Origin of the sequence: Ochrobactrum sp. Q0168 (assembly GCF_016427605.1) — a bacterium.
Classification (GTDB): domain Bacteria; phylum Pseudomonadota; class Alphaproteobacteria; order Rhizobiales; family Rhizobiaceae; genus Brucella.
Window position 1 is genome coordinate 323,535 of record NZ_JAELXQ010000003.1, and the last position, 25,336, is coordinate 348,870.

Genomic DNA, 25,336 nt, shown 5'->3' on the forward strand with positions numbered 1-25,336 from the left:
CTCAAAATCCGCTGATGAGTTCGATCTTCGAACCGTCCGAGAACCGGTTGAAACGGAAGTCTTTGGCATCGACCAGATGAGGACGACCGAGCACCATGTCGGCCATCAGTTTTCCTGCCGCAGGTCCAATCCCAAAGCCGTGACCCGAAAATCCGGTTGCGATGAAGAAGCCCGGAATCTGTTCCAGCGGAGAAATGACAGGCACGGCGTCGGGCGTGACGTCCATATATCCGGCCCAGCGTTGGGCGATCTCAGCCTTTTCGAATGCCGGGAATGCCTTTTTGACGTGGGACAGCGCATTGTCTGAAAGGCGCTGATTGGGTTTTGGATCGAGCACGCGATTGTATTCGAACGGACTTGGCTCATCCAAAGCCCATTTATTGGGGAGCCGCGCCTCGTCGAGGAACCGGTAACCGAGGCGAAGATTGAGCGAGCGCCATTCCTTCTTGAGTGCCGGAAGAAAATCCAAAGCGTATCGAAAGGATTTTGGCACGATGGGAACGACGTTTTCATGGCCCGAAGCAATGGTGTAGCCACCGTCCTGGCGTTTGCGTAACGCAAAGTGGCTGGACCAGATGGCTTGCTCGGGTCCACCTTCGATCGGCTTGGTGCGCAGGACCGAATTCATGACTTTGAGCTGCGGCAGGCTGATGCTTTTGTTGCCAAGGAAAAGATTGGACCAAGCGCCGCCGGCAAGAACAACGGCCTGACACTTGATGTAGCCGCGTTCAGTAACAACGCCGCAGATTTTGCCACCGGCGGTGTCGATACCTCGCACGGCGCATTCGGTCATGACGTGCGCACCGCGATCACGTGCAGCTTCCGCTATCGCGGGCGCTGCCCTTTGCGGTTCAGCTCGACCATCGGCTGCCGTATAGAGCGCACCTTTGATGGAAAGCTTCGAGCCGGGGAACATCCTGTCGAATTCCTGGCGTGAGATCATGCGCGATTCAAGTTGATAGCCCTGCAGATTCTCATTCCAGCGTTCGTGCTGGGCGTAATCCTGATCGGTTGCACAGGTAAAAATGATACCGGCGCGCTTGTAACCGGTGTCGCGTTGGATACGTTTATCGAGCGTTTGCCAGATGCGGATCGCCTCTGCCATCAGTGGCACTTCCCGCGGATCACGGCGTGATATGCGCACCCACCCCCAGTTGCGACTTGATTGTTCGTGACCGATGCCACCCTTTTCACAAAGTGCGACACGCAGTCCACTGTCGACAAGTTCGAGCGCGGTGGAAGCACCTATAATTCCACCGCCGATGACAACGACATCGACTTCCGAAGGAAGTTCGGTATCTCCATGAAATGGAACAATAAAGGGTCCCGGCATCTGAAAACTCTCTTATGTGGGCTGTCAAATAGAACGTGGCCAATGTGCTTTTTTCTATGCACGGGCGCCGGTTCGTCGTTCGAGTGCGTTAAAGTGCTGTCATTTCCAATTCTCGCGCAGCCGGATGTAGGCGCGCTTGAGGATGTCCATGAGGATCTTCTGCTCGTTTTCGGGAATGATCTTGAAGAAATCTTCCGACTGCTGCGTAACGATGGTGCGCACTTTTTGCGCAAGCGCGGCGCCTTTTTCAGTCGCGTAAAGTTCTTGTGCACGGCTGTCTTCTTGCGATGTTCTTCGCTCGATCAAACCCTGCTTTTCGAAATGATCAAGAATGCGCCCCATAGCGGAACGATCTTTCATCGCAAGTTCGGCCACGACAGAGGGGCGAATGCCGGGATGACTGTCTATAAGAAAAAGAGCCGTTATTTTCCCTTTTCCTTTCGCAACCTCGAGTTTTTCAAGGCGTTCATCAAGATCACGCGAAACAGAAGAATCTATAACGCGAATATAGAAGCTCAGAGTATTCTCCAGAACATCGATATCAACGTGATCTATTTCGGTTGGAGGCGCAACGTATCCTTTTGAGGTAGCTTTTTTTGCCACTCAATTCCCCAATTCTATTATTCTTCTATAGATGTTCCATTCGGTTTCCATCAGCTAATTACATTTAGTGGATAAATGCAACTATTATAATGGACAAACACAACTATTTTTTTAAGAGTGGAGCGAGCACATAAGTTCGGAAGTGCCGTTGCGGGCCAGGCTATGTCGGTCTTGCGGCGGAATCTAAAGCTGAAAATCGCGACGAGGGGTCGCTGGAAATAACCAATAATCATCGGATCTGCCGAAGCAGGTTCTTGAAAGGGCCGGTGCAGGCCGGATGGGAAACGCAATGGGTAAATTCTCGCCATTTGATACCACGCTTTGGTTCGCTACAGCGGCAAGCGCTCCAACAACACAGCGCTTACAGGAGCAGATTCAAGCCGATGTTTGTATTGTCGGTGCCGGCTTCACAGGTTTAACAACAGCGCTGGAGCTAGCGCGCGAAGGTATGAGTATTGTTTTACTTGAGGCGCAAGAGGCTGGCTTTGGTGGCTCGGGGCGAAATGCAGGTCACTGTACACCGACCTTCAGTTACTACAGTCTTCCCAAGCTTCGTAAGATGCTCGGTGAACCTTGGGCTGAGCGTTTGATAGAACGGCAAACCCGTGCCAATGATCGGGTTAAAGATATTATATCGCGCTATAACATTGATTGTGAGTGGGTTCAGAATGGCTACGTCATGGGGGCGTTGCGGCCCGGTGCAATGGCGGGAATAGAATATAAAAATCAAATCTATTCTGAAGTCGGCGCCCAGTGCCGAGTGCTGGGCAAAGATGAGATCGAGGCTATGACGGGCAGCCAGAGATTTTATGGTGGCTGGTACCACGCAGAGGGCGGGCACATGAATCCGCTATCTTATGCGAGGGGGTTGGCGAGAGCGGTGTTACAGGAGGGCGGTCGCATTTACACTGGTTCCGCTGTTGGGGACGTCAGTCGGAGGAATGGCAAGTGGGTGGTCAAAACTGGTAGTGGGTCCGTGATGGCCGATAAGGTCATTTTCGCAACCGGTGCCTATACTGTGGGCGGGTGGAAAAACCTAGACCGCAGTTTTCGGATCATGAAGGTCTTTGTGGCAGCCACGCAGCCGCTTGAGCCCGAAACACGCAGACAGGTTCTGCCGAACAACACAACCATGCACGATGGGCGCGGCGATATTTATGTTTACAAATACAACCGAGAAGGGCGCATTGTTGCTTCGATGTTTCCGATGGGGAAGCGCGGTGTCGATCCTGTCTATACCCGTCAGGTCATGACCGACCGCCTCACGTTTCTGCATCCGCAAATCAAAGAGCCAATTCGCTGGGAATATTTCTGGTTCGGTGAGCTCGATATGCAGCAGCGAACGGTTCCGCGCCTTTACGATCTTGCGCCGGGCATTGTCGCCTGCACCGGGCTGTCAGGACGCGGCGTGCCGACGGGCTCAATGCTTGGCGGCATTCTGTCCGAATGGGCTCTGGGTAAGCCGGATCGCGAGTTGTCATTGAAGCTTGAGCCGCTGCATCGGGCACCGTTTTATATGTCCTTCGCGCCCCAGATGCAGTTGCGCTATTTCCGATTTAGCGACACGCGTGCCGCCCGCAAGGAAGGCGCGGTTCTTCCCCCTCATGCCTGAGATCAAGGAAAATACGACATGGAAAAGAAACGAACGGTTTTGATTTCCGGAGCCAATCGCGGCATCGGCGCAGCAACGGCAAAGGCGTTTCTGGCGGCTGGCTGGAATGTGTCACTTGGTATGAGAAATCCTGAGACGCCCCACTGGGCTGATGAGACCGCAACGCACATTCACACCTATGATGCCAGTGATCCGGAAATTGCAGATTTATGGGCCAAGGCCGTAGTTGAGCGCTTTGGACGGATAGATGCGGTCGTAGCAAATGCCGGAATTATGATACGGACATCCGTCGTTGAGGCCAGCGATGAGGATTTCTCTGCTCTGATAGACGTGAATGTCAGTGCGCCGCGACGGCTTGTTAAAGCTTGTTGGAGTGAACTGGTTAAAACAGGAATGGGAAGAGTTATTATCATTTCTTCCCTATCGGGCAAACGTGTGAAGTCGGCTGCTTCCGGTGCATACTCGGTTTCTAAATTTGCCGCACTTGGCTTGTCCCATGCGATACGTCATGCAGGTTTTGAACACGGGGTACGTTCGACTGCAATTTGTCCAGGACTGGTGGCGACCGACATGGGTAATGCCCTCGCAGTGAAGTCCGATGAACTAACCCGCCCGGAAGATATCGCAACTTCTATAGTGCACATCGTTGGTTTACCAAACAGCGCAAGCGTCTCGGAGTTCTGGGTTAATTGTCTTCTTGATGAATCTTACTGAAGATCGAATCTCAAAAAAGGAATCTATATCCGCGTTCAGATAAGCTCGCTGTTCTATCCCAGTCTCACATATGGCAAAAACCCCATTTTGCCATATGTCACGAAGTCGTCTTCCATTGCCCAATCGATTTAGCGGTAGCTTTTCCCGATTGGCGATCTTTAAAGAAATCGACTCGCTTTTGAGTGCCTTGCAATAAGCTCAAAAACCGGAGGCAGGTGGCCATCCCACAACAAAAGAGAATGGAATCCTACCTCGGTTTCGTCGCAATCGCTGCAGTCAAACTGTGGATACTCTTTGTCTACGAGCGCTGGCCAGCCTGTCGACAAACGCTGTTTGCCTGAACAACCGGAGATACTCTCTCTGATAGGGCTCATCAAAGGTCTCCACTATGCAGGAATTGCTTTGGTTGTCTGTCAGTCAGGCCAAGCCAACGCCGACGAACTGCTCTTTCCCGGCCGCATAAGCGCATAATCGGGCCGTGTGTCCGCCAACGTCTTCTTCAGTGCTTCTGCGACGATTTCGGCTTCGCCTTCATGCAGGTTGCAGGGGTCGAGATAGAAATGGTCGCGCTCGACTTCGTGATTGCGCACGATGATCGGCGGTTCGGCGAGCGACAGCGCTTTTGCGAAGCCCGCCGCCGAGAAGCCGGATTCGGGCGTGACGCGAATTTCCAGTCGGTCGAGCGGATTGTCGGTCGGGTCGGGCACAATGTCGGCTTTGATGCCCTTCTGGTCCTCGAGTGTGGCGCGCCAGAGCTTCAGCGCCGCTGTTTCCCGTTCGCGGATGCCCGCGTGATCGCGGCTTTCCCAGGCTTCCAGCGCTGCGATCACTCCGGCAATGCTTTCCTTGCCGACCTTCATGCCGCGGCCTATGCCGCGATTTTGCAAGAAGGCCGCGCGCACCAGATCCTTCCGGCCCGCCACGACGCCGGTGGTCGGTCCGCCCAGAAACTTGTGGCCGCTATAGATGACAATATCGGCTCCCGCCTTGAGGAACCGTTGAAGGTCGTATTCGGAGGCCGCATCCACGATCACGGGCACGCCTTTGAGGTGGCAAATTTCGGCGAATTGCTCCAGCGACAGCATGCCGTATTGGACGGTATGGTGGGAGACGACATAGAGGGCCGCCGCCGTCTTGTCGGTAATTGCGTTCGCGACATGGTAATCATGTGTGACACTGACGGTCCCAGCTTGTATGACTTTGCCTCCCGCAAGCCGGATCGATTGGTCGATATTGCCGCCGAAATTCACAAGATGACCGAGCTGGACGATGATCTCATCCTTAGCGCCGGGAGCGACGTCAGGCAGACGTTCGATGGCGAGGAGATCGGTTCCGGTGATCGCGCCAGCCAGCGCCAGCGATATGCCGCTGGCGCAGGACGCGGTGACGAAGCCTGCTTCGCCACCGGTCAGTCGCGCGACGACGTTGCTCGCGGTGCGGTGAAGGTCGTCCATCTCAACGAATTGTGGCGCGATCTCGGCCATGGCGCGGATGGCTTCAGGAACGATGATGGACGCGCCAAGCGCTGTCATCGTGCCGGAGACATTGATGATTGGGCGCAGGCCGAAGCGTTCGCGGATCGTCTGGTTGGGACGTGGAGGATTAGTCTTATCCATTGCCGTGTCTTTCATCGTGTTCTTTAGGAAAGATTTCGACGATCGCTTCTATTTCGACCGTGATGTTGTTGGGCAGCGAGGCGACGCCGATGGACGAACGGGCGTGCACACCGTCGTCGCCGAAGACCTCGACCAGAAAATCCGAACAGCCGTTGATGACGCGCGGATGTTCTTCGAAATCGTCGACCGCGTTGACGAAGCCGAACAGTTTCACGACCCGCTTCACGCGTCGCAAGTCGCCCAGATGCGCCGTCAGCACCGCGAGTAGGTTCAGGCCGACAAGACGGGCGTGTTGGTTCGCCGTTTCGGTGCTCACGTCGCGGCCAACCTTGCCTTTGTGCAGGACTCCTTCATGGTCCATCGGTCCCTGACCGGAAATATAGAGCATGTTACCGACCTCCAGCACGTTGCGAAACGTGCCAATCGGTTTGGGAGCAGAGGGAAGCTCGCGTTCTAGCGCGGCGTTGGGGCGATAACGGGGCATGCGCTCGCGGGTCCTAGTTGAAATGAGAGGTTCTGAAACGCGACAGAAAGGTGTTCAGCCGGTGGTTCTGGCCAGCCTGCGCCATCAGTTGCGCAGGGGCGCCTTCAGCCGCAACCCGGCCTTCGTCCATGAAGACGATGCGGTCGCTGGCATCGCGGGCGAAGGCGATCTCGTGGGTCACCATCAGCATCGTCATGCCCTCCTGCGCCAGCTGGCGCACCACGTCGAGCACCTCACCGACCAGTTCCGGATCGAGCGCCGAGGTGATTTCGTCCAGCAGCAGGATTTTCGGCTCCATGGCCACTGCGCGGGCGATGCCCACCCGCTGCTGCTGGCCGCCCGACAGTTCGGACGGCAGGTTGTCCATGCGGTGACCGAGACCGACGCGCTTGAGCCAGTGTTCGGCGATGGCGCGCGCTTCCGGCTTCGGCTTCCCGCGCACTTTCGTCAGGCCCAGCATGACATTTTGCGCCGCCGTCAGGTGGGGAAAGAGGTTGAAACCCTGAAACACCATGCCGGTTTCGGCGCGCATCCGGGCAAGGTCGGTTTCGCCTCGGCGCTTCCGGTTGCCAGTGTCAGAATAGCCTACTTCCCGCCCTTCGATTTGGATCGATCCGGTATCGTAAGTCTCCAGAAAATTCACGCAGCGCAGCAGCGTGGTCTTGCCGCTGCCTGACGGGCCGATCACTGCAACGACCTCTCCCTTCTTCACCTGCATGTCGATGCCCTTTAGCACCGATACGGCGCCGAAGGCTTTTTCCAGACGCTCAATTCTGAGAAGCGGCTTGTCAATTGCAGTCATGGCTTTAGTCCCGGATATAGGCGTAGCGTCGCTCTACTGAGCGGCTGACCAGCGAGAGTGAATAATTGATTGCGAAATAAATGAACGCGCCGAGCAGGTAGAGCGCCATGGCCTCATAAGTGCGACCGATGACTTCGTTGATCGACTGCATGAGATCGACCACGCCGAGGAGCGAAACAAGTGCGCTACCCTTGACCGCATCGGTGACGCCGTTGATCCATGGAGGTAAGAAGCGGCGGATGGCCTGCGGGAAAATCACGTAACGCAGGCGTGATACGAAGGTCAGGCCGATAGCCTTGGCGGCTTCCATCTGCCCCTTCGGGATCGAGACAATGGCGCCACGCACATATTCGATGACCTGCGCGGCCTTGAATAGTGTCAGCGCCACCACACCCGCCCAAAAGGAATTGATCGAAACGCCGAGCGGCGGAAAACCGTAATAGACCACGAAGATCAAAACGAGGATCGGAATGCCGCGTATGCAGTCGCTGAATAGGCGTATGAGCCATTGTAGAGGGCGTGGGCCATAGATTAACCCGACGCCGAGGATGACGCCGGAGACCAGCGAAAAAAGGACGACAAGCGCGGACACGAGCAATGTGATTGCGAGACCTTTGCCGAGGAAGGGAAGGGCGTAGAGGATGGATGACATGGTTCAGCGCTCCGCCCTGAAGCGGCGTTCAAGCTGGCGTAGGCCGAGTAGAATGCCATATCCTGTTATGAGATACATCACCGTCGTCACGATATAGACCTCGACGATCCGGAACGTATTGAAATTGATCCACTGCGCGCCGTAGGTGAGTTCAGGCACGGCGATCACCGACGCCACGGACGTATCCTTAAACAGCGAGATGAAGGTGTTGGACAGAGCGGGAAGCGTAATGCGCGTCATGGTTGGCAGACGCACGTAAAGCAGCCGCTGCCATGGCGTCAGGCCGATGGCCTTGCCGGCGTCAATCTGGCCGCGTGGAACCGCTTCCAGCCCAGAGCGAAATACCTCAACCAAATAAGCCCCGGCATAAAGCGACAGCGTGACGACAAAGGAAACGGTCGGGCTATAGGCGATGTTGACGACAGTAGGGATGCCATAAAAGACGATATAGACCAGCAGGATTAGCGGTACGTTGCGCAAAACCTCAACATAGGCCGAGATCAGCGCGCGCGCGACCTTGCCGGCCGACACATACCAGATGGCGAGCGCCAACCCGATGATCCCGCCGATCAGGATCGATAACACCGCAAGCTCAAGGCTGAGTACAAGGCCCTGCCACAGCTTGTCGAAATGTCGCCAGATCAAGTTGAAATTGATGTGATAGTTCATGGGCGGGCGCTTGCCTCCCGGCGCATTGAATCAGGATGGTTTCGGGTGCAAACCGCTTTCCGTTCCAGCTCCTTTCGGGAACGCGGATCGCAATGTGCGGGGGGCGCGCCCCAAAATGCTCGACCGCGGATACGGTCGGGCGCTCCGGACTCAGATGGACGGGAAGCCCGGCTTGCGTTCTGGCGGCTCCATGCCGAAATATTCCTTGAAGCCAGCATCGTACAAGGCGTTGTCATGGCCGAACATAGCAATAGAGAAAGCGGTGTTTACGAATGTCAGCCAGTCGATGTCGCCCTGGCGCACACCGCCGCCGTAGAGCATGGCGTTCCATTGCTTGCCAGCGTCGAAATAACGGTCCGGGTTTTTGGCGACCAGCCAGCGCACGTTTGACAGGTCGACGGCGGAGGCATCGGCTCGATTGGAGTCCAGCGCTTGGAACACATTGGCCTGCGTGTCGATCTGCATGACCTGCGCCTCCGGCAGCACTGCGTGTACCGTCGTTTCTGCGTCCACATTTTGCAGGATCGCGATGCGCGCGCCGCTTCCCTTGGCCTTCAGTTGATCGAATGTCTTGGCTGCGGCGTCCGGTTTGGTCAGAAGGGCGACGCCTTCGACGTAATAGGGACGCGTGAAATTAATGAGCTGGGCGCGTGCGCCGGAGATTGTCATGAACTGGAGCGTGATGTCGACCTTGCCGGTGACGATGTTGGGAATGCGCTGCTGTGCGTCTTGCTTCACGAATTCGACCTTGGTCGGGTCGTCAAACAGGGCCTTGGCGATGATGCGGCCCATGGTGATGTCCATGCCGACCAATTCGCCGGCGTCGTTTTCGAAGTGCCACGGAGCATTGGTACTACCGGTGCCGACGATCAGGTGTCCTCGATCCAGAACGGTGCGCAGCAGGCTGTCGCTCGCCGACTGCGCTGCCGCTTCCTTCGCATTCAGCGTCACGGCGGCAGCCGCTCCGAGCGCTACTCCACCCAGGCCGAGTTTAAGAAATTCACGCCGCTCATTACCTGCAGTCATTGTTGCCTCCACGTAAGTTTGTCTATCTGTTCCCTTGATATCTGCTGTAGTCTTATATATTGGACTACAATCTTATATTTAGGACGATATTATAAGACATGCGGTTTGGCAACCGTCATGGCACCAGAAAGGACCAAGGCATGAGTTCCGTGGAGATTGCAGCCAGCACACGCGTGGCACGGGGAGGGCGCGAACGCGGGATAGACCGCATTCTCAAGCTCTTTTCATATTTACAGGACCATGGCGGACCTGCGCGCCTGGCGGATTTGCCCAGGGCGCTCGACGCGCCGAAATCTACGATCTACGATCTGGTGAATATTCTGAGCGAGGCGGGCCTGCTCGAAATCAGGGACGCGCAGGTCTATTTCGGCAAAGTAATGCAACTTTATGGCGCGAGCTACCTGCGCGCCAACGATATCGTGGCGCGCGGTCGCGAGATGGTGGATCAACTGGTCAAGGAAACGGGTGAGACGTGCGAACTCTGCATCCGCCTGCGAGGCAAGCAGGTCATCATCCATGCCCGGCCCGGCTCTCGACCGCTGCGTATCAGCTCGGAAGTCGGGTCGCAGATACCGATCCCGTGGACGGCTTCGGGTCGATTGATGCTATCTGACTTATCGGGGGAAGAAATCGAAACAGTGCTGGAGGCCGAAGACCGTCTGCAACCAAATGGACACGCGGTAGATATCACCGCCTTCATCGCCGAGTGCCATGCGCATCGCAAACAGCAACTGGCTCGCACCGTCGGTGCCATCAACAATTTCACGCAATGTCTGGCGTCCCCTTTGGTCAATGCGCGTGGTGCGGTGGAGGCGACGATCTGCTTCGTTCTGCCCATCGATTTGTCGGAGGTCGAGCGCCAGAGGTTGGAAGCCCGACTTATTGAGGCCGCAAGCGAAATTTCCATCGCGGCCCACGGATGAGGTGAGAGGTGGCTCGGGAAATCTGTACAGCTAGGATAATTGGAATTTCTACCTGAGCTCGGCTTAGATACCTCCACGCCTACAAGATCGTGTCGGAGGCTCGCGTCGGAATTGGCTGCTATTTGAGCTTTTATAATAGCCGACGCCCACATTCATCTCTTGACCGGCAGACACCAGATCAGGTCTACTTCAACGCGCTGACGCCGATGATAGTGGCGGCATAATCGAGGCGGAAATCCACTTAGCAAAACGCCAGAAACTCTTCGGACAAACAGAGCCATCTCTGTTGGTAGCGCCAAAATCAATGTGTCCTCGGTGCCAGTCTGATTAGTCATCTAATTAGCTCCGTAGAGCCTACTAAAACCCGTGTCGCTTTAAAAAATCAACTGTCAATTGAGCAGTGGTCTGCGGGGATGTGGCTCCGAAAAATGTTCCAATCTTCATCCGTGATTTAGCTGTATCAGATCGGCTTGATGTTTATTCATGGCGTGTCCGAGAACTGTAAAAACGATTCATATTACACTGCCTATTGGCTTTAGTCTGGATTGATGACGCTGTAGATCATCGGTTAAGCTCAGAGATTAAGACGTTTAAACTGTTGAAAAATAACAAAAAGAGGGTCGATAAAGCGCCCATAAGAATGAAAAAATTTTGATGAAACGTTTTATTGACAGGTGCTTCCCTCGCAGTTATGGTCACAAGGTAGCTGGCAGTCAGGAGGAGACTTCGCGTTGGTAACAGGCGAAGCGACGATGCGGCTACACAATGGGAGGAGAAAACATGTCATTGCGTCTTGGTCGCCTTTTGGGCGGCGTTCTACTTGCGTCTGCAGCGTATACGAGCGTGGCGTCTGCTGCCTGTGAACTGAAGATCGGTACCCCGGCCGTTTTGTCGGGTCCGGCAGCCCAATGGGGCATTGCCTTGCGCGACGCCGTCAATTTTGTCGCCAAGGAAACAACCGACGAAAAGCGTCTGGTTATTGATGGAGCTCCCTGTTCGGTTTCCACTGTTGTGATTGACTCCAAATATACAGCTGAAGGCGCAGCGTCGGCGATGAATCAGCTTGCTGCTCAGGGGATCAAGGTCATTGTGGGGAGTGTCGGCTCGCCGGAAGTGACCGGTATGAAGCCTGTTGCAGCACGCAATCGCATGGTTGCTATGGTTGATAGTTTCGCCAAGAACGCAATTGGTCCTCAATGGCCGAGCATATTCCACATCGGTCCCGGACCGTCTGGTTGGGCCGGTCCCATCATTGATGCCGGTCGCGAGCGTTTCAAGTTCGACAGCGTAGCGATTGTGGCTCCGAATGATCAGGGTGGTACCGATGTTGCTGGCGTGAATGCGCAGATATTCAAGGAGAAGGGCGTTAATGTCTCCGAAGAATACTACCAGCGCGGAACCAGCAATTTTGCGCCGATCGTCACGCGTATAATGAGCGCAAATCCTGGGGCTCTGGATCTCGCTTCATCGCCAGCGGGCGATGCTGGCATCATCGTAAAACAATTGCGTCAGGCTGGCTTCGAGGGACCTATTTTCCGCCTGGGTGGTCCTGGTTTTGATGAAATTGCCCGCGTAGCCGGTGGCGTTGACGTGCTGAAGGATTTCCTCTGGTACGAGCCGATCTATATGGACGAGAACACGCAAGCTTTGGAAGACAAGTACAAGAAGCTGATGGGTTCACCACGCCCGGAAAATAGCGACTTCTTCCGATGGGTCTTTGCTGCCCGCATGATGATTAAAGCTGCGCAAGCTGCCGGTTCTGTCGATGATTCCGAGAAGATCGCTGCCGAAATGCGCAAGCTTTCCGTGGAAGACGAGAACATTGGCAAGGGTCATTGGATCGGCCAGTCCTTCTTCGGTATCAATCAGGAAATGTCTTATCCGTTCGCTATCGGCATCGTTCAGGATGGCAAGAAGCAACCTCTGCTGCGCGCGGAAGCAGTCAGCGAAAAGTAAGGCACCGTATCATGGAAAGCTTCATCACGACGGGGCTGATTGGTATCAGTCTCGGCTCACAATATACTTTGCTTGCGCTTGGGTTCACACTGATTTTCGGGATCCTCGGCGTGGTGAATTTCGCTCACGGCGGCTTCTATGTAATGGGCGGCTACGTCGCCTATTACTGCACTACAATGCTCGGATTGCCTTATCCTGTGGCGGTGTTGATAGCCCTTGTGGCGACGGCAGCGCTCGGTTGGTTGTTCGAAGTAATCATTCTTGAAAGAGTAATTGAAGATCATCAGGCGACATTGATGGTCACGATGGGCTTCTATCTCGTCCTGGCCACTGCGATCCTAGTAATTTTCGGGGCTGAATCGCCGCAATTCTCTTTCCCTGTAACCGGGGTCTGGCGTTTTGGTGGCATCTATTTCCCCTATGCCAATATGATCGTGCTCGCCGCATGTCTCGTGGCTATCGCATTGGTCTATTGGCTGATCTATCGCACCAATGTCGGGCGTGGTATGCGAGCAATGGCCGAAGACCGGGCGGTAGCCAGCGCGCTCGGCATGCGGACCAAGGCGCTCTTTCCTTTTGCATTTGCTCTCGCCACCGGGCTTGCTGGGGTGACGGGTGCGCTGGTCACGCCAATCCTGTCACTCGCACCGCATGTTGGAGATGCGACGCTCGCTTATTCGTTCATTACCGTCATTCTGGGTGGCCTTGGGAGTGTCACCGGCGCCACCGTCGCTGCCTTCATTGTCGGTATGGTTGAAGCTTATGCTGCCGTCTATCTCGGCGGATCTAAAGGTGCGCTCACGCTTTTTGCAATCGTCATGGTGACGCTTGTGGTTCGCCCACAGGGACTTTTCGGCAAGGAGGTCCGCCGTTCATGAGCCGCACCACCATTTCCTCAGACATCACCATTGGACGTCAGCCATTCTTCAGTATTCCTGATTGGATTACACTCGGCCTGGTGCTTCTGTCCTTTATCGTGCCACTTGTCAGCACCAATCCGCAGGTCTTGTCTCAGACCAATTTGATCCTGATCGCGGCAACGGCGGCACTCGGCGTCTATATTATGCAACGGCTCGATCTGATGAGCTTCGCCGTTCCAGCTTTCATGGCTGTCGGTGGCTATACCGTTGCCATATTGAGCCTGAGGCTTGGCATTACCGACATTTTTGTCCTCTCGGTCGCAGCCTTTCTCGTGCCGGTGCTCTGTGCAATTCCGCTCGGCTCGTTGATATTGCGATTAAAGGGCGTCTATTTCGTGCTGGTCACTTTTGTGCTGACCGAAATCGTCCAGCTCCTGCTGTTTGAAGCTGAGCCGTTGACGGGTGGAGCAAACGGACTCGTCGGCATGTCACCGGTGACTCTATTCGGCATGGACCTGTGGGACAATTCCCACGTTGTGCTCACCACCTGCGCACTCGCCTTCGCCGGTTTCCTGATCACTGCCGCCTTCACACGTTGGTATCGCTACGAATTTGCAGCCATTGAGACCAACGATGTGCTGGCGGAAAGCCTCGGCCTCCCGGTCTGGAAATATAAGGCGATGGCGTTCTGCGTTGCAGCTGGCGTGTCGGGCTTCGCAGGCTTTGCGCTCGTCAACATGCTCTTGACCGCCCATCCCACGTCCTTCGCTCCAATGTCATCAATCACCTACATCACTTACGCGATCGTTGGTGGAAAGCGGACCATTTTGGGCTCGCTTGTGGGTGCTATCGTTCTGGTCTCGGCGACCAATTACTTCGCACTTTCCGGTGAACTGTCACCTGGTCTCTTCGGTGTGCTGATCATTGTTGTGACGCTTGTGGCGCGCGGCGGTCTGGTCGGTATCGCAATCACGCTCATCAAGCGTCTGCGCGGCACAGATGGTGGCTCGGTTGGGAAAGATCGGACTAAAGCGGCGGTGCATGAAGGCAATCTTGCTATTGGGGAGAATGGTCGATGAACCAAACTTCAACAGATGCCCTGAAAGCGGATCGCATCTCCAAGGCATTCGGCGGACTGAAGGTCTTCACCGATGTCAGTTTCACCTTGCCAGCTGGCGGACTTCTCGGCGTCATCGGACCGAACGGTGCTGGCAAGACCACGATGATCAATATCATCTCGGGTCGACTGAAGCCAAGCTCGGGCCGTGTTCTTCTTGGCGACACGCAGATCGACGGCAAGCCTGTCTATGAGAATGCTGGTCGAGGTCTGGTGCGCAGCTTCCAGCAGACCGCAACCTTCAATGGCTACACCGTCGAGGACAATCTTCTTTCGGCGCTCCGCTTTTCAAAGAGAGGGCGGTCGGCACTCGAACAGCTGTCTCCGCTGCTTGATCAGTTTGGTCTCGTCGAAAACTGGACGCGCAGTGCGGAAATTCTTCCCTACGGACTTCAGAAGATGCTGGGTCTCACCATGGCACTTGCAACACAGCCAAAGGTGCTTCTGCTCGATGAACCGGCGGCAGGGTTGGAAAAATCCGAGCGCACCAACATCGATACATATGTGCGTTTCGCTCAAGAAGCCTTCGGCTGCGGTGTGCTTCTGGTTGAGCACGATATGGAGTTGATCAAACGTCTGTGTCCGTCGGTCATTGTTCTCGATGGCGGCAAGCTCATTGCAGAAGGGCCGCCGGAAACGGTGCTGACAAATCCGGATGTAATCAATGCCTATCTTGGGGGCAGCGATGAGGAGGAAGACGATGCTCAGCATTCGTGATTTGCATGTGACCTATAGCGGCACGCACGCATTGTCTGGTGTCGATATCGCAGTCGAAGCCGGCCAGACAGTACTTCTCATCGGGGCCAATGGTGCGGGGAAGTCCAGTCTGATCAATGCTGTTATCGGGCTCGTCAGAGCGACTCGTGGCCAGATCAGTTTCGATGGCCGTGATATTTCCGGACTTTCGAGTGACGCGCGCGCCAGGCTTGGTATTGGCTACTCACCCGAGGGACGACGCGTTTTTCCAACCATGAGTGTCAAGGACAACGTGCTGGCTGGCGCCGGTTCGCTTGGCACACGTGATCAGTCGAAGGCCTGGGATCGTCTTGTGGCGAGTTTCCCTTTTCTGGCTGAACGTCAGGCCCAGCCAGCAGGTCAACTTTCGGGTGGCCAACAGCAATTGGTGGCGATTGCCAGAGCGATGTGCGGTGGCCCGAAACTATTGCTTTTGGATGAGCCGTTTCTGGGTCTCGCCCCGGTCTGGATCCAACAGATTTCGACCGCTGTACGTCAGATGCAAGAGGACGGTATCGCAGTGCTCATGACCGAGCAGATGGCGCGGCCAGCACTCAAACTTGCGCATAGCGGACACATCATGCGCGGCGGTCTCATCCGCCGTTCGGGAACGACCAATGAAATCAGAGGTGCCGCACTGGCGGAAGAATATCTCTGATCCGTTTGGTCTCCGAAATTCGACAGGAGAATTATTTTGGGTAAATCCGCACCACTTCACGGTCTTACCGTTCTCGAGCTGGGGCACAGCGTGGCCGCTCCCTATGCAGGCCTTATTCTGGCAGAGTTGGGAGCACGGGTAATCAAGATTGAAAACCCTTCCACTGGGGATTATGCGCGCGGTTGGGGTCCCCCCTTCTTCAAAGAAGACGCCACCGCATTTCACGCTCTAAACCGGGGAAAGGAAAGTCTCACACTCGATTTTTCAGACCCAGAACAATGTGCGCATCTCAAGAAGCTGATCCTTGGAGCTGATGCTGTTATCCAGAACCTGAGACCTGGTCTGCTTACCAAATTTGGTATTGATGTCGACGAGATGCGGCGGCAGGCGCCTGGTATGATCTGGTGTGATATCGGCGCTTTTGGCAAAACTGGCCCGCTGTCGCGCAAGCTTGGTTATGATCCGCTGGCGCAGGCTTCGTCTGGCATCATGTCCATCACTGGCGAGGCGGATCGTCCTCCCGTCCGGGTCGGTGTGTCGCTCGTGGATATGGGGTCGGGGATGTGGACCGTCATCGGCCTGCTGGCAGCCCTTCTTGAGCGCAATAAAAATGGCGAAGGCGCACATATAGCAACCTCTCTGTTTGAGACCGGGCTTGCCTGGATGACCATTCCGCTTGCCGCGCATGCGGTTGCAGGCGAAGTGCGCAAGCCTCATGGTTCCGGCCTAGCTGAAATTGTGCCCTATCAGGCGTTCGAGGCAGATGACGGCTGGGTGATGATCGCAGCGGGCAATGACCGGTTGTTTGCAAAACTCTGCCAGGCGTTACCGGGGCTGGAGCATCTGGCTAAAGATCAGAGGTTTGCGCAAAACCGCGACAGAGTGTTGCTGCGCGACGAGTTGATACCACAGATCGCGGCCGCGGTGGCGAAACTCACGGTCAGCGAACTCGGCGAAAAACTCGATGCTGTCAGTGTGCCGAATTGCCCGCTTTTGACCATCGACAAGGTTTGGACCCATCCGCAGACCGAGGCTGTCGGTATTGTAGCGGAAGCTGACGGGCAGAAATGGATCGGCCTCCCATTCACCATTGACGACGCTCGCCCAACGTCGGGCGGTTCAGCGCCCACACTTGGAGCGCACAACCAGACAATTCGACAGGAAAGCTGATGGAACGCACCTATGAAACGCTCGAACTGGAGCGCATCGATGACCATGTGCTGTTGGTCCGGCTCAATAGGCCGCAAGCAGCCAATGCGATGAACACCCGGATGGGCGAGGAACTGATGGACCTTTTCGAGAGGTTCCAGATCGATGTCGAAGGCGTGCGCGCGATTGTGCTGACGGGTTCCGGCGAAAAGGCCTTCTGCGCAGGCGGTGACCTTAAGGAACGCAATGGTATGACCGATGCGCAATGGTTGCGCCAGCATGCAATGTTTGAGCGCATGCTCCGCGCAATAATTGCCTGTCCGGTGCCGCTGATTGGTGCAATCAATGGTGCGGCCTATGGTGGGGGCTGCGAGATTACGGCAGCTCTTGATTTTGCCTATGCGTCTGAAAATGCGCGTTTCGCATTGACCGAGGTAACGCTCGGCATCATGCCGGGTGCGGGTGGTACGCAGAACCTGCCGCGCGCCATGGGGGAACGACGCGCCAAGGAAGTTATCCTCACTGGCCTGCCTTTCACGGCGCAAGAGGCATTTGAGTGGGGGCTTATCAATCGTGTGTTCCCGCAGGCCGAGCTTCTTAGTGCAGCACTTGCCACTGCGCGTCGCATAGCGGGCAACGCGCCTATTTCTGTGCGCCAGGCCAAGCAGTCTATTCATCGCGGTTTGCAAATGTCACTGGCTGACGGTCTGGCTTTCGAGATCGAATGCTACAACCGCATGGTGTCGACCGAGGACCGTCACGAAGGCGTGCGCGCTTTCAATGAAAAACGCCCACCTGTCTTCAGGGGAGTTTAGGTCATGGCAGAGCATGTGACCTTGCGCGAAGTGGGACTTCGCGACGGAATTCAGATGGCAAAACGCTTTCTCGAGACCGATCGCAAACGCGAATGGGCAAGGCGACTTATTGCGGCTGGTGTCCGCGAAATCGAACTGACTTCTTTTGTACCGCCAAAGATCGTGCCGCAATTTGCTGATGCAGACGTTTTGGCCACGAGCTTGCCTGACTTTTCTGGTGCGGTCTGTTCAGCACTGGTGCCCAATCTCAAAGGCGCCGAGCGGGCGCTTGCCGCTGGCTTTCGCCATATCAACTACGTGCTTTCAGTTTCTGAAGCCCATAGTCAGGCCAATGTCCGTCGTTCTACGGAAGAGGCGGTCGTGGAATTCGGACGCATCGTGGCGCTGAAACAGTCGGAGGCCGGTCGCGATATGGTGCTCGCCTGTGGGCTGGCAACCAGTTTTGGGTGCACGCTGCAAGGTTATGTCGCGCCGGAACGCGTGTTCGAGATTGCCCGCCGTGTGACGGATATGGGGGCAGACGAGCTGATTGTGGCGGATACGGTCGGTTACGGCAATCCGGCGCAGGTCCACGAAATCCTGCCGCCGATTGTCGAGATCGCAGATGGACGCCGCATCATCTGTCATTTCCACGATACGCGCGGCCTCGGCCTCGCCAATGTAGCAGCCGCGTTGGAAACAGGCGTCCGTGTGTTTGACAGTTCGCTGGCCGGACTTGGCGGATGTCCATTTGCACCGGGTGCAACAGGTAACATCAACACGGAGGATACAGCCTATATGCTTGAAAGCATGGGTTTTTCTACTGGTGTTGACATTGACGCCCTGCTGGATATCCGCCGCGATGTCGAAGCGTGGCTTGGCCAAGAAGAACGCTACAGCGGCGCGATAGCACGCGCCGGTCTTCCCAAAACATTTTCAGTTGCAAAGTGAGACTACGCTATGACCAATACTGTCGCTACCATGGAACTGGGCGAAGACTTTCCGGAACTGCGTGAATCGATCCGTCGTATTTGTGAAAACTATCCGCTCGATTACTGGGCAAAGCTTGATGAAAAATCTGGATACCCGTCTGAATTTGTACAAGAGTTGACGGATGGAGGCTTTCTGGCGGCGCTCATCCCGGAAGAGTTTGGCGGAGCTGGATTGCCACTGCGCGCTGCGGCTGTGATTTTGGAAGAAATCAATGCCTGTGGCTGTCAGGCGAGCCCTGCACATGCGCAAATGTATATCATGGGCACATTGCTGCGCCACGGTTCAGAAGAGCAGAAGCGCACTTACTTGCCTGAGATCGCCGCTGGACGGCTGCGCCTCCAGGCCTTTGGCGTGACAGAGCCGACGACTGGTTCGGACACGACGCAGCTCAAAACCCGAGCCGTGCGTGACGGTGATCACTATGTGATCAATGGCCAGAAAGTATGGACGTCGCGCGCGCTTTATTCTGATCTCCTTCTGCTTCTAGCCCGCACCACACCGCTTGATCGGGTTGCCAAGAAAACGGACGGCATTTCGGTTTTCCTGATCGATCTGCGCGAAGCGCGTGGAAACGGTGTTGATATTCGCCCGATCAACGCATTGATCAACCACAACACGACGGAAGTTTTCATCGAAAACCTACGCGTACCGGCGTCAGCGCTGATCGGTGAGGAAGGCAAAGGTTTCCGCTACATTCTGGATGGCATGAATGCAGAACGCATTCTCGTTGCGTCGGAATGTGTTGGCGATGGCCGCTATATGGTCCGCCGCGCGGTGGAATATGCCAAGGAACGTCGCGTTTTCAATCGCGAAATCGGCGCTAATCAAGGTGTGCAATTCCCCATTGCTCGCGCCCATGCGGAACTTGAAGCCGCCGATCTTATGGCCCGTAAGGCTGCTGCCTTGTTCGACGCGCACCAGCCCTGCGGTGGCGAAGCCAATATTGCCAAACTGCTTGCCTCGGAGGCGACCTGGAAAGCAGCTGATACTGCGCTGCAGACGTTTGGTGGCTTCGGTTATGCAGTGGAATACGGCATCGAACGGAAGTGGCGTGAGTGCCGCATTTATCAGACTGCGCCGATCTCGACCAACATGATCCTGGCCTATGTTAGTCAGCACATGTTGGGTCTCCCACGATCCTATTGAGGTCCATCATGGATAGCATCACGATCAAGGCCGCGGAGTTCATCAGGGATTTCGACCTCGCTCATGTTCCGGCAGAGGCGGTTCACGCCGCACGCATCGGTATCGTGGACTGTGTCGGCACTATGCTTGCCGGCGCGCGCGAACCGGCGGTCCAACTCGTCGCGACGATTGCAACGCCCGCCCGTGGGAGCAATGACGCACCCGGCGCCGTCAACGGCCAGCGATATGGTGCGGCGGATGCCGCACTCGTCAATGGCGTGGCGGCTCATGTTCTGGATTTTGATGATGTGGCGCTTGCCGGTCATCCCAGTGCGGTACTGGTGCCCATGATCTTGGCGGAAGGATATGCGTTGCAATCCTCTGGCCAGGAGGCGCTGGAAGCCTATCTCGTCGGTTACGAATTGTGGGCCCATCTGGCAGCGCTCGAGACGGGACGCTTACATGACCGTGGGTTCCATCCCACCGCGGTCATGGGAACGCTGGCCTGTGCTGCTGGTGCTGCTAAGCTCAACAAGCTTTCTTCTGAAGAAACCGCACATGCGTTGGCTATTGCTGCTTCGCTGGCGGCTGGTTTGGTTGCAAACTTTGGTTCGATGACCAAGTCGCTGCATGCCGGACGAACGGCGCAATCAGGCATTCAGGCGGCGCGACTTGCCAAGACAGGCTACACTGGTAGCACTGATGCGCTTGAGCACCGGGTGGGTTTCCTGCAATCATTTTCACCGTCAGGGGCTCCGATCTTGAGTGCCGATGCGTTCAGAATCGGTGAGGAATCGATGGCTGCGCGTTATGGCGTCAATATTAAACGCTATCCCACATGCTACGCGACCCATCGTTCTATTGATGCCATGCTCGATCTTGTTGATGAAAATGATATTGCTCCATCCGAAATCGCGAAAATCAATGTTCATACAGGTGTGACCCAGCAACTCATGTTGCGCAACGCTCGCCCGCAGACCGGTTTGGCAGCCAAATTCTCGATGGAGTTCGCAATGGCGAGTGCTGTCGTGGCCCGACGAGTGGGGCTGAAGGAGTTGACAGATGAATTCGTCAGTCGCAGCGACGTGCAGTCTATGCTGGAGCGTGTCGAGGTGACGGTCAATGAAGAAGAAGCGGGCGAAGATCTACCGTTTGCACCGTTCGATCTCGTCTGGATCACCCTGAAAGATGGCACAGTGCTGCGTCACGAACCGGTGGAACATGCACGTGGAAGCTGGCAGATGCAGCTTGACCGTGAAGCTTTGAAGGAAAAATTCGAAGATTGCGCGGGCATTCTCCTGCCCGAAGAAAAGCTGGGTCCGTTTTTTGAAAAGCTATACCGCATCGAGGAAATGAAAGATCTGCGCGAGCTTGATCTGGTGTGACGAAACAACGGCCCGATACGAAATGCATACATGTTTGATCTGGAACGATTTGTGATGAACAGCTTGCCCAACCGACAGATACCCGGCGTCTATCACCGTCGCTTCGGTTCTTTTCTCGTGACAGCCCTTTCCGACGGTTATGTTGAGATGGGTTATGATATTTTCCGTGAATTCGAACCGCATGAAGTCGACGAGATGATGGCGCGGGATCATCGGGTTTCACCGCCGAGAATCTCGGTTAATTGTTTCCTTCTGCGCGGTCCTGCCGGCACCGTGTTGATTGATTGTGGTTCCGGCGAAAAATTCGGCCCGACGGCGGGGAAATTGTTCGAAAATCTTGAGGCAGCTGGCGTGCGGTCGGAGGAGGTGGACCATATTCTCCTCACGCATTGTCACCCGGATCATTCCTGTGGACTGACCGATCCTGTGACGGGTGAACGATTGTTTGCGAATGCGACGGTGATCGCCAACCGCAAGGAAATCGAGCATTGGTACTCTGATACCGAAATGCAAGCAGCAGACGAACGTAAGCGGCTTCGTTATTTCGGTTGGGCACGTGAGCAGGTGGACCCGTATCGTGACGGGCGACTAAGACTTGCTGACGACGGCGAAGAAGTGCTGCCAGGCATTACACTTGTGGAATGCGCGGGCCATACGCCGGGCCACAGTACCTGGCTCTTGAATTCGGAAGGCAAGCAGATGATTGTCTGGGGCGATCTTGCGCATGTTCCCGAAATTCAGGTTGCCCGCCCCGAAGTTTCAATGAGCTTTGATCATGATCCGGATATGGCGGCTCGTAACCGCACAAACTTGCTGGCGCGGATTTTCGAACAGGACATGCTCGTTGCCGGAATGCATATTCATTTTCCCGGATTCGGCTGGCTTGTGCGGCAGGGAACCGGATATAGGGTCGCTACTGAACAATGGAACTTTGAAATCTGAAAGGCTTCGCTACGGATTGAACATGGCCAAAACCCCTACCATACGCGATGTCGCTTTGCTCGCTAACGTATCGATCGGTACGGTTTCGCGCGTGGTCAACGATGCTGCCGATGTGCGTCCGCAGATACGCAAGGCGGTTGAAAGCGCGATTGCGGAATTGGGCTATGTGCCCAATGCCGCGGCAAAGTCGATGCGCATGGGTCGGACAAAGACGGTGGGCTGCATCCTGCGCGAAATCAATATTGCGCAGCTGGGCGGGTTTGTATCCACGGCACATAACATGCTCAACGAGTCCGGTTATGCACTGCTGATCGCAAATTCCGAAGGTCGCCGCAACCGCGAGGTTGAATTGCTGCGCAGCTTTTCGAGCGGGCAGGTCGATGGTGTATTGATGGGTCCCTATACGCCGATAGAGGGCGAGTTCGAAGAGCTGTTGCGCACGTTACCTGTCCCGTTCGTGATGATTGACCGCGATCAACCGTCATGGTGCAACGCCGTCTATGCCGATCACGAGGCCGGTATTGCTCAGGCGACAGGCCATTTGCTTGATCTTGGTCATCGTCGCATCGCACTTTTAACAGGCCCGACCAGATTGCACCCGGGTGGCGCACGCGTTCGCGGCTTCATGCGTGCTTACAAGGAGCGCGGTTTGGAACCAGCCCCGGAACTGATTATTGCAGAGAGCTTTTTACGCGATCAGGCTTATCGAGTGACGTCTTCCCTGCTCGGAATGTCACATCCTCCGACAGCCATTATTGCAGGCGGCATCGATATGCTCGCGGGCGTGTTGAAGGCGGTTCGCACGCGGGGACTGCGCATTCCGCAGGATATTTCGGTCGTGGGGTCGGGGCAAAGCGAACTGGCCGATCTGCATCAGCCGCCGATTGCTGTCGTTAGCTGGGATCAAAACGAAGTGGGCGCAACGGCCGCGGCCTTGTTGCTTGATCTGATTGCGCACGGGAAAAGGGAAGAGCCACGTCGCGTCATCATTCCCACCACGTTCAATGCGCAGGCGTCCTGCACGCCGCCGCTCGTGGGGGATTTGACGCCGAAATAACCGGCAATCGCCAACAGGGAATGATGCAATCCGCGCTCGCATGGTCGCGGAACGGGAGAGCCATGCCTTCTTACAGGCATGGCCGGGAAATTTGTGGAGGAGCAAAAATGCCGACGAATGTCCGATTGTTTTCCGAATTCAAACTGCGTGGTGTGACGCTGAAAAACCGCATCGTGATTTCGCCGATGGGAACCTACTCGGCGGAGAACGGGCAACTGCAGCCCTTTCACCATACGCACTACGCGAATTTTGCCATGGGTGGTGCTGGCTTGGTCATGGTGGAGCAGACCTCCATCACCCGACGTGGTCGCGTGACGAATGGTGATCCGGGCCTGTGGGATGACAGCCAGATTGCTGGAATGCGGTCGATTGTCAGTCATATGAAATCTTATGGTGCGAAGACCGGCATTCAGCTGAATCACGGTGGGCGCAAGGGCAGTATGCAGCGCGCAATTCGCGGTAACGGACCCTTGACCGAACGTGATCTGGCGATGGGTGAAGAACAATGGGTGCCGCTGGCGCCATCGGCGCTACCGCTCGGCGAGGGCTGGCTGACGCCGGAACCGATTTCTCTCGATCACCTTGACGGCCTTCGGTCGGCTTTTGTCGCCGCAGCAAAACGCGCGATGCTTGCAGGTTTCGACCTCATCGAGATTCACATGGCGCACGGCTATCTTTTGCAGAACTTTCTGTCGCCGCTCGCCAATCAGCGCACTGACGACTATGGCGGCAGTCTCGAAAATCGTATGCGCTTTCCGCTGGAAGTCGTGCGGGCCGTGAGGCAGGTCATCCCTGATTCCACGCCGCTCCTCGCGCGCATTTCTGCCACAGACTGGATCGATGGCGGTTGGACGATGGAGGAAAGTGTCGTTCTGGCGCGCGCATTGTCCGACGCGGGTGTCGATCTTGTCGACTGTTCCTCCGGCGGCAATCTGCGCATCGGTGCGACCAATTCCAGCCTTGGTCGAGGTCCGGGTTATCAGGTGCCTTTCGCTGAGCAGATACGCAAGGAAACTGGCATTCCAACTGCCGCCGTCGGCATGATCCGGACGCCGGAATTCGCGGAAGCCATATTGCAGGAAGACCGCGCTGATCTGATTTGCCTGGGTCGTCAGGCACTGTTTGATCCGTTCTGGGCACATCATGCGGCCGAGGCGCTAGGCGTTAATCGCGATTTCTCCGGTTGGCCGCCGCAATATGGCTGGTGGCTCGAAAAATGGGGTCGGGCACTTTCGTCCAACGGCGAAAAGCCGATGGGTCCGGAGGTGTTTCCCTCCGCCGCAGCTGTGAAGAGCCAAGCTTCTGCCTGAACGGGAGAACTTAGGGAGGAAAAAGCATGGCAATGAAATTCTGGCACCAATCGGTCAATGAGTTGAGCCGAATTGACGCCTACAAGCGCGGTATAGAAGCCCATGCCAGCAATTTGCTGGATGGCGAGGCTGAAGTGCATGTTCAAGGCTTACCGGAGGGTACTTACGGCGACCAGAGCCCAAGCGATGCTCTTGGCAACGCCTATCTCTATCATCGTGTGCTTGCACCTATCGTAGAGCAGGCTGTCGAGGCGGAGAAGCAGGGCTATGACGCCTTCATCATGGGGTCATTCAGCGAACCATATCTGCGAGAGATGCGTACGGCTGTCGATATTCCGGTTGTCTCGCTGACGGAAGCTGCGCTGCTGACCGGTTGTTCGCTTGGTGGACAAATTGGTCTGATTTCGAACGCTCCGAATGTTGCCTACATGACCAAGCTCTCGGTGGCCAAACACCATTTGGAAACACGGGTCCTGGAGATCACGGCGCTATCGCCCGGCATGGACGAATATGAGCTTATTGCAGCGCGCGACGAGCCCGCTCAATTAATTGAAACTTTTACGGCAACTGCGCGGGAGCTAATTGCGCGGGGGGCGGAAGTTATTGTTCCAGCCGAGGGCGTGATGGCGGAACTTCTGGCACGCGAAGGCCTCAAACAGATCGACAAAGCGACAGTGCTGGATGTTTTCGCTGCGGCATGGAGCCATGCCTTGAGCCTCGTGCGCCTGCGCAAGGCCGGTATGGGAACCAGCCGTGCCTGGCTTTACAGCCGCGGATAGGCGGTAGGGCCCACCGCGATAAAAAATTCGTCTTTTGGGAGA

General features: G+C 55.8%; 25 protein-coding genes and 1 pseudogene. 18 read left to right on the forward strand and 8 right to left on the reverse strand.

Annotation, left to right across the window (positions count from 1 at the left end; genetic code table 11):
* Window position 1 precedes the first annotated feature (1 nt).
* Together JAU75_RS09590 and JAU75_RS09595 are read right to left on the reverse strand one after the other, a co-directional pair.
* A complete protein-coding gene (locus JAU75_RS09590) occupies window positions 2-1,333 on the reverse strand; it encodes an FAD-binding oxidoreductase (protein WP_199056273.1) in 1,332 nt (443 codons plus the stop codon).
* 99 nt (window positions 1,334-1,432) lie between these two features.
* Window positions 1,433-1,936, reverse strand: coding sequence for a MarR family winged helix-turn-helix transcriptional regulator (locus JAU75_RS09595; RefSeq protein ID WP_371836138.1), 504 nt, complete (start codon window positions 1,934-1,936; stop codon window positions 1,433-1,435).
* Window positions 1,937-2,225: 289 nt separating this feature from the next.
* Here JAU75_RS09595 and JAU75_RS09600 point away from each other — a divergent pair, with 289 nt between their 5' ends.
* Window positions 2,226-3,548, forward strand: coding sequence for an FAD-binding oxidoreductase (locus JAU75_RS09600; RefSeq protein ID WP_199056274.1), 1,323 nt, complete (start codon window positions 2,226-2,228; stop codon window positions 3,546-3,548).
* 18 nt (window positions 3,549-3,566) lie between these two features.
* The gene (locus JAU75_RS09605) at window positions 3,567-4,262 is read left to right on the forward strand and encodes an SDR family NAD(P)-dependent oxidoreductase (RefSeq protein ID WP_199056275.1); all 696 of its coding nucleotides are present in this window, start codon (window positions 3,567-3,569) and stop codon (window positions 4,260-4,262) included.
* 413 nt (window positions 4,263-4,675) lie between these two features.
* Here the strand turns inward: JAU75_RS09605 and JAU75_RS09610 are convergent, their stop codons facing one another.
* From JAU75_RS09610 to JAU75_RS09635, 6 genes are all read right to left on the reverse strand, one after another.
* Window positions 4,676-5,878: an aminotransferase class V-fold PLP-dependent enzyme gene (locus JAU75_RS09610; RefSeq protein WP_199056276.1), complete on the reverse strand. Its 1,203-nt coding sequence runs from the start codon at window positions 5,876-5,878 to the stop codon at window positions 4,676-4,678.
* Window positions 5,871-6,362 carry a RidA family protein gene (locus tag JAU75_RS09615; protein ID WP_199056277.1) on the reverse strand — a complete coding sequence of 164 codons (492 nt, stop codon included), beginning with the start codon at window positions 6,360-6,362 and terminating at the stop codon, window positions 5,871-5,873. The genes JAU75_RS09610 and JAU75_RS09615 overlap by 8 nt, the downstream gene beginning before the upstream one ends.
* A gap of 13 nt (window positions 6,363-6,375) precedes the next feature.
* Entirely contained in the window at window positions 6,376-7,155 is a 780-nt protein-coding gene (locus JAU75_RS09620) for an amino acid ABC transporter ATP-binding protein (protein WP_371836146.1), read from the reverse strand.
* A gap of 13 nt (window positions 7,156-7,168) precedes the next feature.
* Window positions 7,169-7,816 (reverse strand): amino acid ABC transporter permease, encoded by a 648-nt coding sequence (locus JAU75_RS09625; RefSeq protein ID WP_113534399.1) that lies wholly within the window; start codon window positions 7,814-7,816, stop codon window positions 7,169-7,171.
* Between the two features lie 3 nt (window positions 7,817-7,819).
* Window positions 7,820-8,485: an amino acid ABC transporter permease gene (locus tag JAU75_RS09630; RefSeq protein ID WP_199056279.1), complete on the reverse strand. Its 666-nt coding sequence runs from the start codon at window positions 8,483-8,485 to the stop codon at window positions 7,820-7,822.
* A gap of 150 nt (window positions 8,486-8,635) precedes the next feature.
* Window positions 8,636-9,511 carry a transporter substrate-binding domain-containing protein gene (locus JAU75_RS09635; protein ID WP_171318771.1) on the reverse strand — a complete coding sequence of 292 codons (876 nt, stop codon included), beginning with the start codon at window positions 9,509-9,511 and terminating at the stop codon, window positions 8,636-8,638.
* A 140-nt stretch (window positions 9,512-9,651) separates the two neighbouring features.
* On the opposite strand from JAU75_RS09635, the gene JAU75_RS09640 reads away from it, so the two are divergent.
* From JAU75_RS09640 to JAU75_RS09715, 16 genes and pseudogenes are all read left to right on the forward strand, one after another.
* On the forward strand, window positions 9,652-10,434 hold the full coding sequence (locus JAU75_RS09640; RefSeq protein WP_199056280.1) for an IclR family transcriptional regulator: 783 nt from the start codon (window positions 9,652-9,654) through the stop codon (window positions 10,432-10,434).
* 68 nt (window positions 10,435-10,502) lie between these two features.
* Window positions 10,503-10,658: pseudogene (locus tag JAU75_RS09645) on the forward strand (integrase core domain-containing protein); the annotation flags it as partial.
* A 556-nt stretch (window positions 10,659-11,214) separates the two neighbouring features.
* The gene (locus tag JAU75_RS09650; protein WP_199056281.1) at window positions 11,215-12,390 is read left to right on the forward strand and encodes an ABC transporter substrate-binding protein; all 1,176 of its coding nucleotides are present in this window, start codon (window positions 11,215-11,217) and stop codon (window positions 12,388-12,390) included.
* An 11-nt stretch (window positions 12,391-12,401) separates the two neighbouring features.
* On the forward strand, window positions 12,402-13,268 hold the full coding sequence (locus tag JAU75_RS09655) for a branched-chain amino acid ABC transporter permease (RefSeq protein WP_199056282.1): 867 nt from the start codon (window positions 12,402-12,404) through the stop codon (window positions 13,266-13,268).
* A complete protein-coding gene (locus JAU75_RS09660; RefSeq protein ID WP_199056283.1) occupies window positions 13,265-14,329 on the forward strand; it encodes a branched-chain amino acid ABC transporter permease in 1,065 nt (354 codons plus the stop codon). The genes JAU75_RS09655 and JAU75_RS09660 overlap by 4 nt, the downstream gene beginning before the upstream one ends.
* Window positions 14,326-15,084, forward strand: coding sequence for an ABC transporter ATP-binding protein (locus JAU75_RS09665; RefSeq protein ID WP_199056284.1), 759 nt, complete (start codon window positions 14,326-14,328; stop codon window positions 15,082-15,084). The genes JAU75_RS09660 and JAU75_RS09665 overlap by 4 nt, the downstream gene beginning before the upstream one ends.
* On the forward strand, window positions 15,068-15,760 hold the full coding sequence (locus JAU75_RS09670; RefSeq protein ID WP_199056285.1) for an ABC transporter ATP-binding protein: 693 nt from the start codon (window positions 15,068-15,070) through the stop codon (window positions 15,758-15,760). The genes JAU75_RS09665 and JAU75_RS09670 overlap by 17 nt, the downstream gene beginning before the upstream one ends.
* A gap of 36 nt (window positions 15,761-15,796) precedes the next feature.
* Window positions 15,797-16,930, forward strand: coding sequence for a CoA transferase (locus JAU75_RS09675; RefSeq protein WP_199056286.1), 1,134 nt, complete (start codon window positions 15,797-15,799; stop codon window positions 16,928-16,930).
* Window positions 16,930-17,724 (forward strand): enoyl-CoA hydratase-related protein, encoded by a 795-nt coding sequence (locus JAU75_RS09680; protein WP_199056287.1) that lies wholly within the window; start codon window positions 16,930-16,932, stop codon window positions 17,722-17,724. The genes JAU75_RS09675 and JAU75_RS09680 overlap by 1 nt, the downstream gene beginning before the upstream one ends.
* A gap of 3 nt (window positions 17,725-17,727) precedes the next feature.
* Window positions 17,728-18,654 carry a hydroxymethylglutaryl-CoA lyase gene (locus tag JAU75_RS09685; RefSeq protein WP_199056288.1) on the forward strand — a complete coding sequence of 309 codons (927 nt, stop codon included), beginning with the start codon at window positions 17,728-17,730 and terminating at the stop codon, window positions 18,652-18,654.
* A gap of 9 nt (window positions 18,655-18,663) precedes the next feature.
* The gene (locus JAU75_RS09690) at window positions 18,664-19,842 is read left to right on the forward strand and encodes an acyl-CoA dehydrogenase family protein (protein WP_371836139.1); all 1,179 of its coding nucleotides are present in this window, start codon (window positions 18,664-18,666) and stop codon (window positions 19,840-19,842) included.
* 8 nt (window positions 19,843-19,850) lie between these two features.
* Window positions 19,851-21,206 carry an MmgE/PrpD family protein gene (locus tag JAU75_RS09695; protein WP_199056289.1) on the forward strand — a complete coding sequence of 452 codons (1,356 nt, stop codon included), beginning with the start codon at window positions 19,851-19,853 and terminating at the stop codon, window positions 21,204-21,206.
* A 30-nt stretch (window positions 21,207-21,236) separates the two neighbouring features.
* Window positions 21,237-22,148 (forward strand): MBL fold metallo-hydrolase, encoded by a 912-nt coding sequence (locus JAU75_RS09700; RefSeq protein ID WP_247880436.1) that lies wholly within the window; start codon window positions 21,237-21,239, stop codon window positions 22,146-22,148.
* A 22-nt stretch (window positions 22,149-22,170) separates the two neighbouring features.
* Complete coding sequence (locus JAU75_RS09705; RefSeq protein ID WP_152849919.1) at window positions 22,171-23,205, forward strand: LacI family DNA-binding transcriptional regulator; 1,035 nt, start codon at window positions 22,171-22,173, stop codon at window positions 23,203-23,205.
* 107 nt (window positions 23,206-23,312) lie between these two features.
* Entirely contained in the window at window positions 23,313-24,515 is a 1,203-nt protein-coding gene (locus JAU75_RS09710) for an NADH:flavin oxidoreductase/NADH oxidase (RefSeq protein WP_199056290.1), read from the forward strand.
* Window positions 24,516-24,541: 26 nt separating this feature from the next.
* Complete coding sequence (locus JAU75_RS09715) at window positions 24,542-25,294, forward strand: aspartate/glutamate racemase family protein (protein WP_199056291.1); 753 nt, start codon at window positions 24,542-24,544, stop codon at window positions 25,292-25,294.
* Window positions 25,295-25,336: the final 42 nt, after the last annotated feature.